Origin of the sequence: Haloarcula sp. CGMCC 1.2071, assembly GCF_037078445.1 — an archaeon.
GTDB lineage: Archaea > Halobacteriota > Halobacteria > Halobacteriales > Haloarculaceae > Haloarcula > Haloarcula amylolytica.
This window is the reverse complement of record NZ_JAYMGY010000008.1, coordinates 113239-129399: the sequence shown is the minus strand read 5'-3', so window position 1 is coordinate 129399 and position 16161 is coordinate 113239. Positions and strand designations below refer to the sequence as shown.

Annotated in this window: 19 protein-coding genes and 1 tRNA gene; 4 read left to right on the top strand and 16 right to left on the bottom strand. The window is 64.9% G+C overall.

The window, feature by feature from the left end; genetic code table 11:
- Positions 1-12 precede the first annotated feature (12 nt).
- The 3 genes from VI234_RS15075 to VI234_RS15065 form a co-directional block, all read right to left on the bottom strand.
- Positions 13-186: a 50S ribosomal protein L37e gene (locus tag VI234_RS15075; protein WP_004517916.1), complete on the bottom strand. Its 174-nt coding sequence runs from the start codon at positions 184-186 to the stop codon at positions 13-15.
- Positions 183-365, bottom strand: a complete 183-nt coding sequence (locus VI234_RS15070) for an LSM domain-containing protein (RefSeq protein ID WP_004592851.1) — start codon at positions 363-365, stop codon at positions 183-185. Before VI234_RS15070 ends, VI234_RS15075 begins: the two co-directional genes overlap by 4 nt.
- Positions 366-438: 73 nt before the next feature.
- Positions 439-1497 (bottom strand): M20/M25/M40 family metallo-hydrolase, encoded by a 1059-nt coding sequence (locus VI234_RS15065; protein WP_008309285.1) that lies wholly within the window; start codon positions 1495-1497, stop codon positions 439-441.
- 114 nt (positions 1498-1611) lie between these two features.
- Here VI234_RS15065 and VI234_RS15060 point away from each other — a divergent pair, with 114 nt between their 5' ends.
- Together VI234_RS15060 and VI234_RS15055 are read left to right on the top strand one after the other, a co-directional pair.
- Complete coding sequence (locus VI234_RS15060) at positions 1612-1893, top strand: hypothetical protein (protein ID WP_336330477.1); 282 nt, start codon at positions 1612-1614, stop codon at positions 1891-1893.
- A 97-nt stretch (positions 1894-1990) separates the two neighbouring features.
- The gene (locus VI234_RS15055; RefSeq protein WP_336330476.1) at positions 1991-2941 is read left to right on the top strand and encodes a zinc-dependent metalloprotease; all 951 of its coding nucleotides are present in this window, start codon (positions 1991-1993) and stop codon (positions 2939-2941) included.
- Positions 2942-2977: 36 nt separating this feature from the next.
- Here VI234_RS15055 and VI234_RS15050 read toward each other — a convergent pair whose 3' ends face one another.
- Entirely contained in the window at positions 2978-3508 is a 531-nt protein-coding gene (locus tag VI234_RS15050; RefSeq protein WP_336330475.1) for an Rrf2 family transcriptional regulator, read from the bottom strand.
- Between the two features lie 76 nt (positions 3509-3584).
- Entirely contained in the window at positions 3585-5129 is a 1545-nt protein-coding gene (locus tag VI234_RS15045; RefSeq protein WP_336330474.1) for an alkaline phosphatase family protein, read from the bottom strand.
- Positions 5130-5251: 122 nt separating this feature from the next.
- Here VI234_RS15045 and VI234_RS15040 point away from each other — a divergent pair, with 122 nt between their 5' ends.
- Positions 5252-5677, top strand: coding sequence for a DUF5796 family protein (locus VI234_RS15040; protein WP_050038025.1), 426 nt, complete (start codon positions 5252-5254; stop codon positions 5675-5677).
- A 42-nt stretch (positions 5678-5719) separates the two neighbouring features.
- Here the strand turns inward: VI234_RS15040 and VI234_RS15035 are convergent, their stop codons facing one another.
- Entirely contained in the window at positions 5720-5854 is a 135-nt protein-coding gene (locus tag VI234_RS15035; RefSeq protein ID WP_004517924.1) for a DUF7128 family protein, read from the bottom strand.
- A gap of 85 nt (positions 5855-5939) precedes the next feature.
- Between VI234_RS15035 and VI234_RS15030 the strand changes: the two genes are divergently transcribed.
- Positions 5940-8060 (top strand): AAA family ATPase, encoded by a 2121-nt coding sequence (locus tag VI234_RS15030; RefSeq protein ID WP_336330473.1) that lies wholly within the window; start codon positions 5940-5942, stop codon positions 8058-8060.
- Between the two features lie 255 nt (positions 8061-8315).
- Here the strand turns inward: VI234_RS15030 and VI234_RS15025 are convergent, their stop codons facing one another.
- The 10 genes from VI234_RS15025 to VI234_RS14980 form a co-directional block, all read right to left on the bottom strand.
- Positions 8316-9335, bottom strand: coding sequence for a DUF4349 domain-containing protein (locus tag VI234_RS15025; RefSeq protein WP_336330472.1), 1020 nt, complete (start codon positions 9333-9335; stop codon positions 8316-8318).
- Positions 9336-9413: 78 nt separating this feature from the next.
- Positions 9414-10232 carry a carbon-nitrogen family hydrolase gene (locus tag VI234_RS15020; protein WP_336330471.1) on the bottom strand — a complete coding sequence of 273 codons (819 nt, stop codon included), beginning with the start codon at positions 10230-10232 and terminating at the stop codon, positions 9414-9416.
- Positions 10229-10660: an SRPBCC family protein gene (locus VI234_RS15015; RefSeq protein ID WP_336330470.1), complete on the bottom strand. Its 432-nt coding sequence runs from the start codon at positions 10658-10660 to the stop codon at positions 10229-10231. Before VI234_RS15015 ends, VI234_RS15020 begins: the two co-directional genes overlap by 4 nt.
- A gap of 67 nt (positions 10661-10727) precedes the next feature.
- Positions 10728-10955: a DUF7123 family protein gene (locus VI234_RS15010; RefSeq protein WP_004592831.1), complete on the bottom strand. Its 228-nt coding sequence runs from the start codon at positions 10953-10955 to the stop codon at positions 10728-10730.
- 64 nt (positions 10956-11019) lie between these two features.
- Complete coding sequence (locus VI234_RS15005; RefSeq protein ID WP_011223248.1) at positions 11020-11250, bottom strand: DUF7525 family protein; 231 nt, start codon at positions 11248-11250, stop codon at positions 11020-11022.
- 54 nt (positions 11251-11304) lie between these two features.
- The gene (locus VI234_RS15000) at positions 11305-12339 is read right to left on the bottom strand and encodes a phosphate signaling complex PhoU family protein (RefSeq protein WP_004961528.1); all 1035 of its coding nucleotides are present in this window, start codon (positions 12337-12339) and stop codon (positions 11305-11307) included.
- A gap of 107 nt (positions 12340-12446) precedes the next feature.
- A complete protein-coding gene (locus VI234_RS14995) occupies positions 12447-13517 on the bottom strand; it encodes an ATP-NAD kinase family protein (RefSeq protein WP_336330469.1) in 1071 nt (356 codons plus the stop codon).
- Positions 13518-13713: 196 nt separating this feature from the next.
- Entirely contained in the window at positions 13714-14409 is a 696-nt protein-coding gene (locus VI234_RS14990) for a competence/damage-inducible protein A (RefSeq protein WP_336330468.1), read from the bottom strand.
- Positions 14410-14489: 80 nt separating this feature from the next.
- Positions 14490-14564 (bottom strand) — tRNA-Glu (locus VI234_RS14985).
- 140 nt (positions 14565-14704) lie between these two features.
- On the bottom strand, positions 14705-15916 hold the full coding sequence (locus VI234_RS14980; protein WP_336330467.1) for a helix-turn-helix transcriptional regulator: 1212 nt from the start codon (positions 15914-15916) through the stop codon (positions 14705-14707).
- Positions 15917-16161: the final 245 nt, after the last annotated feature.

The window sequence follows — 16161 nt, the reverse complement described above, 5'->3', positions numbered from 1 at the left end:
GTGTTGAGTGTGTTATTCGCCTGCTTTCGACTGCCACTCGTAGTCACGCCGCTTGGCCGACTTGCCGAAACCGCACGACGAGCAGACCTTCTTTTTCGTGTGATACGACTTTTCACCACACCGTCGACACTTCGTGTGCGTCGTGGTGTTTTTCTTGCCCTGACTCGGAGTTCCTGCGCCAGTCATGGAGTAATTGAGACGACGTTATCGCCGCGTATAATCGTTGTGTCTTCATCCTCGACGACGAGGTTCATGTGTTGATCGTAGCCGGTGAGTTCCCCTTCGAAGATTTCGCCACCCTTCAGCTGTACGGTGACTGTCTCACCGAGGGACGCTTCGAGTACATCCAGCGGTCGTCCACTCATGTACGGTTTGGATAGTGACGGCCGCTTAAACGTACCGTTTGTGTGGTGGCGCGCGCGAGACAGTCCCGACTCCCTACACGTCGACGCTAAAGGGCGCTCGGTCGGCCGCTCGGACAGCGAAGCCGGCCAGCAGGTCCGCGAGCGCGTCGAGGTCGTCGGGGTCGATGACCTCGACCGGCGTGTGCATGTAGCGGTTCGGCAGGCCGACGTTGGCCGACGGAATCCCACCGCGGGAGGTGTAGAAGGCGTCCGCGTCGGTTCCGGTCCGGCTGCCGGTCGCCTGCAACTGGATGTCGATGTCCTCGGCGTCGCTCGTCTCTCGGAGGGCGTCGACGGCGACCGGATGGTTCGCGCTCCCGCGGGCGACGACCGGCCCCCCGCCGAGTTCGACCCCGGTCGCGGCCTTCCCCGGCGAACCCGGCGAGTCCGTCGCGTGGGTCACGTCAACGGCGATAGCGACGTCCGGCGCGAGATCGAACCCGACCATCTTCGCCCCCTGGACGCCGACCTCCTCCTGCACCGTGGAGACGGCGTACACTGTCGCCTCTGCATCGGCCTCCGCCGCGCGCCGAAGCCCCTCAGCGGCCGCCCAGATACCGATACGGTTGTCCATTCCCCGGGCCGCGAGGCGGCCGTTCTCCAGTTCGCTCAGCGTCTGGACGAACGTCACCGGGTCGCCGCGGTCGACGAGTGATTCTACCTCGTCGCCGTCCTCGGCCCCCACATCGACGTGCTGTTCGGCGATCTCCGGCACGGAGTCGTCGTCCGGGTCCCGGAGGTGAATCGCAGTCTGTCCCACGACGCCCGATACCGGCCCGTCGGCTGTGTGAATGGTGACGTGTTGCCCGCGCGAGACGGTCTTGTCCGAGCCGCCGATGCGGCCCAGTTTGACGAAGCCGTCGTCGGTGAGGTCCCGGACGATGAAGCCGATCTCGTCGCCGTGGCCCGCGAGCGCGACGGTCGTGTCGCCACCTTCGACCTTCGCGACGGCGTTGCCGTAGTCGTCCGTTCGGACCTCGTCAGCGAACTCGCTGACGTAGTCGAGCCACACCCGCTGGCTGTCGGCCTCGTACCCCGACGGGCCGGGCGTCGTCAGAAGCGATTCCAAGAATTCGCGTCGTCGTGTGTCCATATGCGGGATAATCGCTCTGTGGTCATGAAAACAGCGGACGGCACGCGGTCTGGGACCGTCCCACCGTGGCTCTGGGACCGCCACGGCTAAGAGTCGCGGCGTCGAACTGTCAGTATGGCCGAATTCACTCTCCTCGAACTGCATCTCGACAGCGCGGAGTTCACTGCCAACGCCCCGTTCAGTTCCACCGACGATGACGACGAATCGGAGCGCAAATCACGGTGGTCGCGGTCCCGGACGGACGAGCAGAGCGACGAGACGGACGTTGAGGGTGACGGTGGCCGTAACGTCGGTCGCTTCGCGCTCGCGGTACTCGGTGCCGTCGCGCTCGTCGCGGTCGTCCTGCGTCTGTACCTCGGTGGGTCAGACGGCGACGACAGCGACGAAGCCCTGTAAGGGACAGCGTCCCACTCCACAGCAAGGCCACGAACCGAACGCCGGTGGTCGTTTTCACAGGGAGAAGGCCTATTTTCTCCCGCCACATTTCAGACGTATGGGAATATACCACAGCGTTCAGGCTGTCGCCGGCGCGACCGGCGACGGCCCCATCGACTGGAGTGCCGTCGCCGACGCCGCGAAGGGCGCGACGGACACGGGCGACCTCACCGTCGAGACGCCCGAACGCGACGGCTACGCCACCGACGTCCGGGACGCCAGAGATCGCGTCCGGGAGGTAGGCCAGCTCGCCTTCGACCTGCCCGAAACCGTCGAGATCCAGAACCGCCACCACTGGATCGACGCCAACGTCGCCACGTTCAGCCGCGTGATGGAGCCGATCGAACAGCAGGCCGAGTACATCCCCGGCATCGCCCGCGTGGTCAACACCGGGTCGATGGCCGTTGCGCTCTCGTTTCTGGGGAACAACGTCTTGGGTCAGTACGACCCCGTCTTGCTCGCGGATAACGACGCTCACGCGCTGTACTTCGTGCGCCCCAACATCCACCGGGTCGCCGACGAGTTGAATGTCGAGCGGGACCGCTTCCGCCGCTGGATCGCGTTCCACGAGGTCACGCACGCGGCGGAGTTCGGCGCGGCCCCGTGGCTCTCCGACCACCTCGAAACGGCGATGGAGGACGCCATCGACAACCTCACCGACGGCAACATCGACCGGACGACGCTTGGTGAACTCGACACGACGATGACCGCCGTCGAAGGGTACGCGGAACTGCTGATGGACCGGGCCTTCGACGACGAGTACGACGACCTGCGCCGGAAAGTCGACGAGCGCCGGCAGGGGCGTGGCCCCATCGCGTCGCTCATGCGCCGGCTGCTCGGCCTCGGGATGAAGCGCCAGCAGTACGAACGCGGGAAGGCGTTCTTCGACACGGTCGCCGACGCCCGCGGCGTCGCTGCGGCCGGGCGCGTCTGGGACTCGCCGGACACCCTCCCCACCGAAGACGAGATAGAGACGCCGACGCTGTGGATCGACCGCGTCGACCCCTGAAAGAGCTACGGTACGCCGCGTGGCCGCACGGACCGCTTATTTCTCCGGTTCTTCCACAGGCGCTTCGATCTTCGCGACGTCGAGGAGGATTTCGCTGTTGGATTCGTCGACAGCGACAACCGTCCCGGCGACGACGAGCTTCGAAATCGGCGTCGGTCCGAGAATGACGGCCTGTCCCTCGCTGAAGTCCTGCACCGAGCTCTGGAGGTGGAACCGGGCGCGGCACTTCTCCGGGTCGTGGACGTTCGTGAAGTTGATTTCCTCGACGGTGACGTCGACGCGATCGTAGTCGTGGGCGACGACGACGCTCTCGGCCTCGTCTATCTGCTGGCGGTCGATTGCGTCGAAGGCCTCGGACGTCGGCTTGTACCCGCCGGTCGGGCCGGGAATACCTTCGACGAGTCCCAGCGAGGTCAGACTCTGCATCTGGTTCCGTACCGTTCCGGGGTTCCGGTCGATCTCCTCAGCGATTGTCTCGCCGGTAACTGCCTCACCGGTCTGTTGATACCTGTTTACCAGCGTCGTAAGCATCGTTCGCTGGCTGTTGTTCAGATCGATGCTAACCATACCGGTGTGTATCGGGAGCGGCTACTTATCCCATTGGGTTCACTCATTTGAACGCCGGTCGAACTCACAGATGGACCTACTCCATGTATCCCAGTTGTTTCAGCCGGTCTTCGACGGCGTCGCCGTCGTCGCTTCCGAGGGCGTCCTCGATACTGAGTGGGGCACGCTCGCCGACAGCGGGGTCCTGGGGGAACACCGGGAGCACCTCGCCGCGCATATCAGTCGGGACAGCACAGCCGTGGGCGGCCAGCACCGTCGGCGCGATGTCGAGAATGCTGATACGGTCGAGTTCGCCCTGTGGCTCGAAGTCGGGGCCGCTGGCGGCGAAGATGCCGTAGGGCGTGTTCTCGGCCGCCCAGCGGTCCGGACCGCTCTGGATGGTCCCGCCGCCGATACCGTCGTTGACGTGGACGCCCGGGCGCTGGTCGACGACGACCTCCGGGCCGGCGTCGACGTAGGGGCCGTTGTACACGTCTTCGCCCCTATACACGTCGGTAAACAGCGGGCCGTGCTCGTCTTCCACCTCGCGGAGGTCAGCCATGAGCGACTCACGGACCGATTCCACGTCGAATCGGGGGTTGACGTACACCGGCCCCTGTCCGCTGGCGACGACCTTTGTCTGCTCCAAGTCGATGGCTTCGAGTTTGCGGTCCCGTTTGACGCCGTCGCGCTGCGGGACGAGTTGCTGGATGGACTCCGGAACGACGCGAGCGAGCGTGTCGACCAGCCCGGCGCGCTTTGCGACTGCGAGCAGGTTCTCGCGGTCGAGCCCGATTCGGGTGAGCACGGCGTCGACGCTCGTATCCCGGACCTGGTAGCCGTTCTCGGCCAGCCACTCGTTGATGTAGAACTCCGTCTGGGTCGCGTCACAGCCGTGGTCGGACATCAACACCAGGTTCAGGTCCTCGCGGTCGTCGAGCCGGCCGACCCACTCGTCGACGAGCTGCCACGCGCGCAGGCTCGGCTCGTCGTCCCAGAAGAAGTGATGCAGGACGTTCAAATAGAACAGCGTCACATGGACGAAATCGAGGTCCCGTTCGTCCATGAGTGTCGTGGCAACCTCGAAGCGCTTCTCTAGCAGGTCCAGAATGGCCTCGACCTCCGCGCCGCGCTCGTCGTTCGAGGACAGCAGCGGGTCCGGGTGGACGCTGTAGTCGAACCGGGATTCCAGTTCCTCGGCCAGTTCCGGCGGCGAGGTGTAGCCGGAGCTAATCGACCGGTACTCCCCCTCGACGGCGTCCGGGCCGCCGGCGACGACGAGGTCGTCGATGTCCCGCGGAGGGTACATCGTCGGCATGTTGACCACGCCGGCCGATTGCCCCTCGTCGTTGAGGTAGTCCCAGAGTTCGGCGGTGTCGTAGTCGCCGCCGTTCATCACGGTGATTTCGCCCGCGTCGAGGTCGACGTTCTCGAACCAGAAGACGCCGAACCCGCCGGGGTCCTTGCCCGAGGAGTAGCACTTCCAGTTCGGGAACGTCACCGGCGGCAGACAGCTTCGCGTCCCCGCCCAGGTGCCGGTGTCCCGCAGCGCGGCCAGGTTCGGGAGCTCGCCGGTCTCGATCCACGGGTCGAGCAGTTCCCAGCTCGCTCCGTCGAGTCCGACGACGAGGGTCTTCGTCATGTTGAGACGGAGACAGGCGAGTCACTAGTCCCTTTCGCACCCCGTCCGATGGGGTTGGAAACCGACCGCTCGGTCGAAACGGACAACGCGTCACTTTTGAGCGCGCCGCCGGAACTGACGGTATGAGCAACCGGTCGGACATCGCACCGGACACCGTCTCGGTCGAGTTGACCGAGGACGGCGTCGTCGTGGAGTACCTCGACGGCCGCCAGGCGTTCTATCACGGCGTCCCAACGGCGGTCGAAGGGAGTATCCAGACTGCGCCGGGAAAAGACACACACGTCCTGATTACCGACGAGACGGAGACGTCGGGCATCCTCGTGTACGTCAACGACCTCCGCACACATGACGATATTCTCGAAGAGACAGGCGTCGGACGGGTCATCCTCGACGACGGCGAGGAGGACGAACTGTTCCCCGGCGTCACGGTCCGAGACAATCAGATGCGGACGGAAGTAGACGTGGACTACGACGTAACGAACGGCCGCGTGTTCGTCTTCGAGGAGGACGAACTCGGCGAGCGGAGCTTCGAGATCGTCGAAGCGTAATACCGGTGGTAAGGTGACGCGTGATTGTGGGGTCGAGGACCGCTACTGGATGTAGGACGGGTCTTCGTCGTCACAGTTCTCCTCGTGCTGTCGCGCGTCGCTCTGGTCGTCGAACATCAGGCCACAGGTCTCGCACTTGTACCAGGTGACCTCGTCTCGCTCGGTTTGGACAACCATACCTGAAGATCCGACGGCCGACCGTATATTATTTTCCCGCAACACAACGGGAACCCTCAAGGGAGTCGGATTGCAAGAAGGCGGCATGAGCGGGTCCACTGACGCCGGTGTCGAACTCACCGTCGAGGGTGCGAACAAGCGCGACGCCGGGCGCGGTATCGCACGACTGCCAGATTCGGCACGCAGCGAGCTACGCGTCTTGAGTGGCTCACCTGTTATCATTGAGGGCGAGGACAAGACTGTAGTGAAGGTCTGGCCAGATGACGACGAAGACGGCTCCTTCGTCCGCATCGATTCAGACACCAGAGCGAACGCCGGCGTCAACATCGGCGACACGGTGACGGTGACGAGTGGGTCGGTCTCTGAGGCGACCGAAATAGCCATCCAGCCGGTCGAACCGATACCGGGCAGCGAGGACTACGAGAGTCTGGTCAGGAAGCGGCTGGTCGACCAGATCATTCAGGCCGACGAGCGGACCCACATCGAAGGGCTGGGAACGTTCCTCGTTCGCAAGACCTCTCCCTCGGGGCCGGTTCGCGTCACCGGCACGACGGCAGTGACTGTACTGCCGGGCCTCGACGGCGGTAGCGACGCGAGCCAGTCGTCGTCCGGTGAGGCAACAACGGCGAGCACACCGACCGCCGAGACGGAATCGGGGGTAAGCTACGAGGACATCGGCGGCCTCGACGAGGAACTGGATCGCATCCGCGAGATGATAGAGATGCCCCTCTCCGAGCCCGAGGAGTTCCGCCGCCTGGGTATCGACCCGCCCAGCGGCGTATTGCTCCACGGCCCGCCCGGGACGGGGAAGACCCTCATCGCGCGAGCGGTGGCAAACGAGGTCGACGCCTACTTCGACACTATCTCCGGCCCCGAAATCGTCTCCAAGTACAAGGGCGAGAGCGAGGAGCGGCTCCGGGAGGCCTTCGAGACGGCGGAGGCGAACGCGCCGGCTATCCTCTTCGTCGACGAAATCGACTCCATCGCCGGCTCTCGCGACGAGGACGCCGACATGGAGAACCGGGTCGTCGCCCAGTTGCTCACGCTGATGGACGGCCTCGAAGACCGGGGCCGGGTCGTCGTCATCGGGGCGACGAACCGCGTGGACGCCATCGACCCGGCGCTGCGCCGCGGTGGCCGCTTCGACCGCGAAATCGAGATCGGCGTGCCCGGCGAACACGGTCGCCGCGAGATCATGGACGTCCACACGCGGGATATGCCGCTGCAGGACGGCGTGGATCTGGACCGCATCGCCGCACAGACCCACGGCTTCGTCGGCGCTGACCTCGCGTCGCTGACCACCGAGGCCGCGATGGCCGCGCTCCGGGCCGACCGCGACGACGGCGACGTCCACCAGGACGACTTCGAGACCGCGCTCGCCACCGTCGACCCCAGCGCGATGCGGGAGTACGTCGCCGAGTCGCCGACGGCGACCTTCGACGACGTGGGCGGGCTGTCCGAGGTCAAACAGACGCTGACGGAGGCCATCGAGTGGCCGCTCTCGTACAGCGAACTGTTCACCGCGACCAACACCGACCCGCCGAGCGGCATCCTGCTGTACGGCCCGCCGGGGACCGGCAAAACCCTGCTCGCTCGGGCCGTCGCCGGCGAGAGCGACGTGAACTTCATCCACGTCGCCGGCCCCGAAATCATGGACCGCTACGTCGGCGAGAGCGAGGAAGCGGTCCGGGAACTGTTCGAGCGCGCCCGCCAGACCGCGCCGAGCATCATCTTCCTCGACGAAATCGACGCCATCGCCAGCCACCGGGGGCAGGGCAACGAGGTCACCGAGCGCGTCGTCTCGCAACTGCTCGCCGAACTGGACGGCATCACGGAGAACCCCAATCTGGTCGTGCTGGCCGCGACCAACCGCCGGGATATGATCGACGATGCGCTGCTGCGGCCGGGTCGCCTCGAACAGCACGTCGAGGTCCCGAACCCCGACCGTGACGCCCGCGAGGAGATTCTCGCCGTCCACACCGACGGAAAGCCACTCGCTGAGGGTGCCGATATCGGGGAGATCGCCGAGGAGACCGACGGTTTCTCGGGTGCAGAACTGGAGGCCGTCGTCCGCGAAGCGTCGATGCTGGCCATTCGAGAGGTGGCGTCCGCCTACGGGCCGGAAGAGGCCACCGAGAACGCCGATGAAGTGGAGATCACGCCAGAACACTTCCGTGAAGCGCTGGAGCGGGAACGGACGCGGTAGCTCGCAGGGCATCTTCGTCGCAGTAGCTGCTGAGTGGCCGTTTTAGATCGATAGTATCGGAAAGACGAGGAGAGGCGAAAGGATCGACTCCGGGAGAGGAGTGAAAAGGCTGTCCGGACAGCCTTGGCGGACGAGCGACGCCGAGTGGCCGAGCAGCGAGACGGGCGTTAGCGCCGGCATCGACGTGAAAAGCGCCTTGCCGGCAGCTACTCGTAGCGAGTGCACACGCAAAAAAGGCCCGGTGTTCGGTTCCGGCTACGCGTCCTTGTCGGGCGACTCCGTGTCCGATTCCGCAGCGGGTTCCTGCTGTGGGTCGTTTCCTCCGCCAACACCGTCGCCGTCGTCTGTGGCTGGTTCCGACGCGCCACGTCGACCCAGCAGCGGGAGCGGCCGACCGCGAAGGAGCCGCCGGCCACCGACGACTGGGACGGCGAGGACAACGAGCCACGGCGCGAGACTCGCCGCAGTCACCAGCAGGCCACGGGTGAACACGTACACGTCATTCACTGACGAGAGGAACGCGGCGACCAGCGACCGCTCGTGGTACGGCACCTGCTGGGCCGACGGTGCCGGCGCTGGCTCGTGAATCTCGACGCGCAGCGTCGAGTAGGCGACCCGCTGTTCGAGCGAGCGCTTCTGGGCTTCGAGGCGTTCGATGTCGTTCTGGACCGACGACAGTTCCTCCTCGATGCGGAGCAGTTCCTCCGTGCTGTTGGCTCGCTCGTAGAAGGTCCGCAGTCGGTCGCGACGCTCCCGGAGGTTGGTCAGCCGCGCTTCGAGGTCGACCAGTTTGTCGGTCACGTCTTTCGTCGTCGTCTCCTCGGAGCGGACCGTCCCCTGCTCGCTCACCATCGACTGCGTCGGTTCGTACTCCTCGCTTGGCACTCTGACCACGATGTAGCCGGTGTACCACGTCTCGCCGTCGTCCCGGTGGAGTTCGCGGTTGGAGTCGCTCACGTACCCGCCGGACGTGCGCGCCCAGGCGGCAATCGCGTCGGCTGTCGTGGAGTAGTTCTCCACTTCGACCACCATCCGACCGTTGCGGATGATGGCCCGGTCGGTCATGGCGTTGCTGGCCTGGACGTTCCCGCTATCAGCCGAATTTGCGCCCGAATCAGCCGCTTCGGGCTGATTCGACCCGCCGTCGCCGCTGGACATCTGTGCGCCGTCACCGCCGCCCTGTGCCTCGCCCGCATCGCCGCTCCCACCCATACCGGTACAGCCGGCAAGGAGGAGGAGACCGACGACAGCGAGGACCCTGATTCGCGAAGCCATACGGGTCGTACTCGTCCTGAAAGCGGCATAACGACGGCGAACGCTCAAAAACCGCTTTTTGTAAAACAGCGACTGCAGTTACGGCCAGTCCGTCCGGCGGTCCGCAAGCGCCGGGAACTCCTCGCGGACCTGGTCGACGCGAGCCGGGTCGAGAGTGGCAGTTACCAGTGCCGGGTGGTCGTCGGCGCTTGCGAGCGTCGTTCCCCACGGGTCGTACACCGTCGACCGACCCAGCAGTTCCGCGTCCTCGAACTGTCCGACGCCGTTCGCGGCGGCGACGTACAGCTGGTTTTCGACGGCCCGAGCGCGGCCGAACAGCTTCCAGTGCTCGACGCGCGGATAGGGCCACGCGCTCGGGACGAGCGTCAGCGTCGCGCCCTCGTCGACGAGATGGCGATACAGCTCCGGGAACCGGAGGTCGTAGCAGGTAGTGATGCCGACGGTAAACTCCTCGAAGTCGAGGGTCGGAATCCTCCGGCCGGCTTCGAGCAGTTGGGACTCCGCCGAGTCGTAGCCGAACAGGTGATGTTTGCGGTACACCGCCTGTCGCTCCCCGTCGCGGTCGAAGAACACGGCGGTGTTCGCCATCCCCTCCGGGGCCGGCGTGTCGAAGCCGCTGTCGGCGCTGGCTTCGAGGTCCTCGACGATACTTCCGGCGAGCACCGCCACGTCGTTGTCCGCGGCGACGCCGCGGATTCGGGTGAGTGTCTCGCCCTCCAGCCCCTCTGCTTCGCGGGCGTAGCGGTCGAACGCGAAGTAGCCGACGTTGAACAGTTCCGGGAGCACGACGAGGTCCGCGCCGTCCGCGGCCGCGTCCCTGATGGCGGTCGTCGCGCGGCCGACGTTCTCTGCCACCGAGTCCGACGACACGTCTATCTGGGCAAGTGTGAGTCTCATGCTTCGACTTCGAGGTCGTCCCGCAGCGCCTGTTCGAGGTTCTGCATCTCGTCGTCGAGGTTCCGCTTGAAGAACCGCTCGACGCCCGGGAGCTTGCCGTCGACGATGAACCGGTTGGTCAGTTTCGTGCCGCCGTCGGCCGTCTCTTCGAGTTCGTGCTCGCCCTGGACGGTCATCACTTTCGAGCGACCGATGAAGCGGGCGTACTCCGGGCGGCGCTGTTCGACGTCCTCGGTTTTCACCGTCATCGTCTGGTTGACAACCGGAATCGGGAGTTCTATCGACCAGTTCGCGTGTGTGTCGTCGATGACTTCCCAGTCTGTGACGACGCTGATCGGCCGGGCCCGTTTATCCGGGTCAGTGATGAATTCCCAGACACGCTCCGGTGTGGCCGGCACAGTCATCGTTCGCTCGGCCCGGACAGTCATGGAAGGTACTCGGGACTACTGGCCGATGAATCCACCGATTGTCGCAGTGCGTAAAACCCGGCAGCGGCTATCCGGTCGGCGTGACGCGCCACGTCGTCGACCGTGCCCGTCCCCACTTCTCGATCTCGACTTCGTCGGCCTCCTCAGCTAAGCGTGGCAGCCGCGCTCCCACTTGCTTCGACGAGAGGCCGAGCTGCTCAGCGATGTTCTTCGCGCGGAAGTAGCTCTCCCCACGCGAGACGCTGTCCCGGAGATATTCGAGAATGCGTCGGTCTTCCTCGCTGTAATCGGCCATACTAGAGACTAGGTCTCAGCGTTTTTAACGGTTCCCTTCACAGTCTCTCCGCTGATACCAGGCGTCAGGCGTCGTAGGCGTGAATCGCCACGATAGCCACGGCCGCGGCCAGCATTGCAAGCCCGAACGCGCCGCCGGATGTCACGAGAAGATTCCCGGTCTCAAGTTCCTGTGCGTGCAGAATCGCGTAGTTGTAGCTGTTGGTTGCTGTGACCACGGCCGCGCCGACCGAGACGAGCCCGAACAGCAGGGCCAGACCCGTCCCCATGTCGCTTTTGGACGCCTTGGAACTCATGTACGAGGCTTTCGGTGTTGCCCACTTAGTTCATTCGGGCTGGTGTCGAAAGCGCTATTCGATGGTCGTGTGTTCGGACTCCTCGTTGAGCGCGAGGTTCGTCGCGATCTCGGCGCTCCGGACCGCGAACTCGGCCGTCTGCTGGAGGCTGACGAGCACTTCACGCACTTCCAGCAGCGCCTCGTTGTCCATCTCCGGCAGGTCGTCGAGGATCTCGTGTTCCTTGTCGCCGATGTCCTTGTACAGCTCTCGGACCTGAATCGCGGTGTCGTAGTTGCGGTCGACGGCCGCCTGGACCGCGAGTTCGGTGATATCGTTGACCTGGTCGGTGAACTCGCGGATGCGGCGCATCGTCGAACTGTCGACGTTGAGGGAGTGGTCCTCGGTCTCCAGCGCGATTTCGGCGATGTCCTCGGCGTTGTCCGCCGTCAGTTCGAGGTTCTTCGCAATCGAGCGGTAGCCGATGAGCGGGAAGCCGTCGTTGAGGCCGATGGCCCGCGCGAGGTTGGGGTTCTGGTAGGCCGTGAAGATGAGCCGTAGCAGGAGAACGAATATCTTGTTGGCCTGTCGCTCGCGGTTGAGCGCCCGCTGGGCGAGGTCAGGGTTGCCGTGGGCGAGGGATTTCACCGCCTCGTTTCGCATCGTCGAGCCGGTGGATTCCAGCCGTTCGAGAAGGTTGTTCAGCGTGAAGTCCTCCGGGTCGACGGAGCAGCGAATCGCGATCCGGTCGGGCGTCTCCTCGATGACGCCGAGGCCCATCAGCTGGGTTTCGGCGTTGTAGACGGCGTTGATGTGAGAGGATTCCAGCGTCTCGCCCTCCGGGGCTTCGACGTGGATGACGCGCCGGCCGAGCACGTACTGTGCGACGATAGCCCGCTCGACAGACGCGGCATCGAGATTCTCTGCGTGGATGATAGCCTCTGATTCCTCGGTCTGGACGGACTCGGGCATGACTGTCAGCGTGCCTTTGCCACCCATCCGTAGCGACACCTCGTCGCCCTTTTCGACGTCGTGCGCACTGGCCCACTCCGCCGGCAACGTCATCGCGAGCGTCGACGGCCCCAATCGCTGGACTTTCCGGGTTTCCATATGTCCTTTGTGGGGCGTGAGATACCTTAATCTTGACTATACATGATAAAATACCGGAGCCGATATATCATGGCTTGCGTCTCTCGGCTGGGGAGGCCACAGAGGGATTAGACGACTTCGACGAGTCGACGCTCGTGTCGGCCGATGCGGACCCGCAGCCAGCCGCGCAGTTCCTCGTCGAGGTCCGGGTCGCCGGTGTCGACGCGGAGCGTGCCGATACCGTCCAGTTTCCGGCGGGAGGCGACGACTTCGAGGTCACACTGCCTGATGACCGCCGGCGATAGCTGCTGGTTCCCCCGGCCGAACACGAACCCCTGGCCGCCGATGGGCGAGACGACGATGACGTTTCGGTCGCCAAGGGCGTCGAGAATGTCAGATTCGGCGGCGTCGCGAGCAAGCACCTCTCCGTCGCGCCACACGTCCACGCCGAGCGTCGTCCCGTCGAACCCGAGCTGTTCCTTGATAGCGCCGACAGTGCTCCCTGGTCCGAGGACGTACGTGACGCCCGGTTCGACGACGTTGGCGACACTCTCGGCAAGTGATTCGACGCTGCCGCCGCCCAGTTGCTTGGCGGACTGGCGCTGGTCGGCGACGGGCACCTCCGCGACGGCCCGGAGTTCAGTGACCACTTCCCCGCCTCTGAAGGCGTCCTCGTCGATATCGTTGACCTCCGCACGCTCCGTCTCGGAGAAGCGGGCCACAATGCGCCCGGCCGCGCGCGGCGACACGCCAAACACGGAGGAGTACACCTTGACGCCCGCCGGGACGCCCAGAATCGGGATGTCGGCATCCAGTTCGTCGAGGGTCGTCGCCACGTCGACGGCTGTGCCGTCGCCGCCGACGAACAGGATCGCGTCCACATCCGCCTCGGCGAACGCCCGGACCGCAGCTCGGGTGTCCTCGTTGGTCGTCTCGTCGGGAGTCGCCGGGGAGCCGACCACCGTCGGGTCGAACCCCGCCACACGAGCGATACCCTCCCCCATCGGGTCGCCGTAGGTAAGCAGTTTCACGTCCGTCCCCACATCGGCGAGTGACTCCAGCGCCGTCCGTGCGCGGTCCGGTGAGCGTTGCTCCGCGCCGCGGCGGCGCGCCTCCGCGACTTTCCCGTCAGTGCCCTTGAGGCCGACGCGGCCGCCCATCCCGGCGATGGGGTTGACCACGACACCGATTCGTCGCATTCGCCGTCACTACGCGACCCCGCGGCAAAAGGGACCCGGGAGCGTGCCTTTCAAGCCACCCCACGAAGAACGCACAGCTATGTCAGTCCTACTCCAGAGCGGCGTTCAGACAGGGATCATCAACGCGTCCGGCGCGGTCATCACGCTCGGTGGCCTGCTCCTGACGTTTCTCTGGCTGAACCACCTCTACCGGTAGTCACTCCGCCGTCGGTGACTCGACGCGTTCGCCGAACCACGCGGCCGCGTCCTCGACCAGCTCCTCCTCTGTCCCCTCGAACCGGACGGTTACGTGGTCGCCGGGATAGCTTCCGACCTTGACCGGGAACTGCTCCTGTACCTCCGCCAGTCGATCCAGCAGCGCGCTCTCGGGCTCATCGGCGTCGACGGTGCGAACGTACCGCTGCTCGCCGGCGAACTCGCCCGCAATCTCCTCGAACATCCGCTTCATCTCGGCCGGCACGCCCGGCAAGACGTAACAGCTCTCGACGACACAGCCGGGGGCGACGCCCTCGTGGTTGGGCAGCACGCGGGACCCCTCCGGCACCTCGCCGGTTCCGTCGGTCAGATCCTCGCGCGTGTAGCCGCCGTGTTCCTCCAGCCACGCGATGGCGTCCTCGCTCTCGACGACGTCCCGGCCGAACGCCGCGGCGACGGCCTCGATGGTTTTGTCGTCGTGTGTCGGTCCAAGGCCGCCGGTGACGATGACGGCGTCGAACTCCGCATGGTACTCGTTGACCACGCGGGCGATATCCGATATCTTGTCGGGGACGACCGTCGTCCGGCCGACAGTGACGCCACGCTGCGCGAGCTGTTGTCCCAGCCACGCGGCGTTCGTGTTGACCGTCTCGCCACTGAGCAGTTCGTCTCCGACGGTGACTACCGCGACGCGCATACCGCCCGGTTGGACTGGGAGACACAAATACTGTCGGTCACAGAACGTGGTGACTGTGTATCCGTCGAATCGGAGAGAAATGCTCCGTCAGGGATTTGAACCCTAGTCATCACCGTGAGAGGGTGATATGATTGGCCGGACTACACCAACGGAGCGTACACAAATTCGTAGCGAGGAGATACGTATAATCATTGCGTTTCGGCCCCGCCCTGTGTTGGTTCCTCATACTGTTGGCTGTAACTATGGCACGGTATTCACAGTGGGAGAGTTCTGTACAGACGTACAGCCGGCGGTCTCACTCGTCGTCGAACGGTGAGCCAGCGGCGTCGGGCTCCTGACCGGCGAGGCTGATGATGTTCTCGCGGCCGACTCTGAGCTTCGAGATGTCGCCGTCGTCCTCCATGTCCGAGAGGAGCATGCTGACCTTCGACTTCGACCAGTCGGTACTGTCGACGATGTCGACCTGCTTCATTCTGCCGCCGTTCTCCTCCAGCAGTTTGCGGACGCGGTCGCTGTCGGTGAGCAGTTCCTCGTCGGGGACGGCCGGTTCGTCTGCTGTGTCGGCGGCCGCCGCCGTCTCGCCCGGCGGAGCCGTCGACGACTGCTCCGCGTCCGTAGCGCCCGACGGTGACGCAGCGGGCGGTTCGTCGTCGTCGGTTCCCAGGACCTGTCCCAGTGCGCCGGACCGCCACGCGGCCGCACCGCCGGCGACGATGATGACAACGACGACAGCGGCCGGGAGCATCCACGACGGCCCGCTGGCAGCCTCGTCAGATGTGTCACCGCCCGCCGTGGTGCGCTGCTCCGTACCGGCGCTCTGGCCGGTTTCGCGCGGTTGCAGTTCCACGTAGGGCCGGCGGTCGTTGAACGACTGCTCGCCGTTCCACGTAACGCTCTCGCTGTTTTCGAGCGAGTCCGGGGTACTCTGTGAGTCAGGTTCCGGCTTGACATTGACGAATGCCAGTTCGGGGCCGCGCTCGAAGACGAACGACTGGCTCGACCCGATGTAGAACCCGCCGTCGAACACGTCGCTGACCACGACGGAGTCGCCCTCGACGACAGCGAAGTTATGCCAGCGGAACGACATCCGAACCGTGCCGGTGTTCTGGAGCGGGTCGACCGATGCCGACCGCTTGTAGTCGGTCGCACTCATGTTCCGGTCAGTCACGTTCGTCCCGTACTGTGTCAGCAGCGTCGACTGCTCGACGAAATTCTGGTACAGCGGTTGCTCCGTCTGCTCGAACGCCTCGGCGAACTCCTCAAACTCCTGCTCAGAATCGTTTACCAGTGGAGTCCTGTGGACGATTGCCCACTCGGCTGACCCGTTCTGATACAGTGTGACCTGGAACGTCGTCCGGTCGAACCTATCGGGCGTCTGGACGCCGACGCTCTCGTCGGCCGGCTGTGACATCGCCAGCGGCGCGGCACCGCTCCCCAGCAGGAGAACCAGCACGAGACTGGCGACGACCAGGCGTACCATCTGTCGTATATCATCGATGGACCGCATAAAAGCGCTGTGAATAGCACCGTTCTCAGCCAGTATCCGGCCGGAGTCCGGTGATTTCTCGGGACGGGTACGACTCGAAGCAGTGGTGACCGAAACCGGTGTCGCGCGCCGTGCGGGCGCTCGAATTCGTGATCCGCACTGGGTTCGAAGTGGCGCTATTCGCCAGTCTGTACCGTGGTATCACTAGTCTCTCGCTCGACACGCGACCATGGGAGGGGGAGATTCCTGTTTTGACAGCGGTGTCC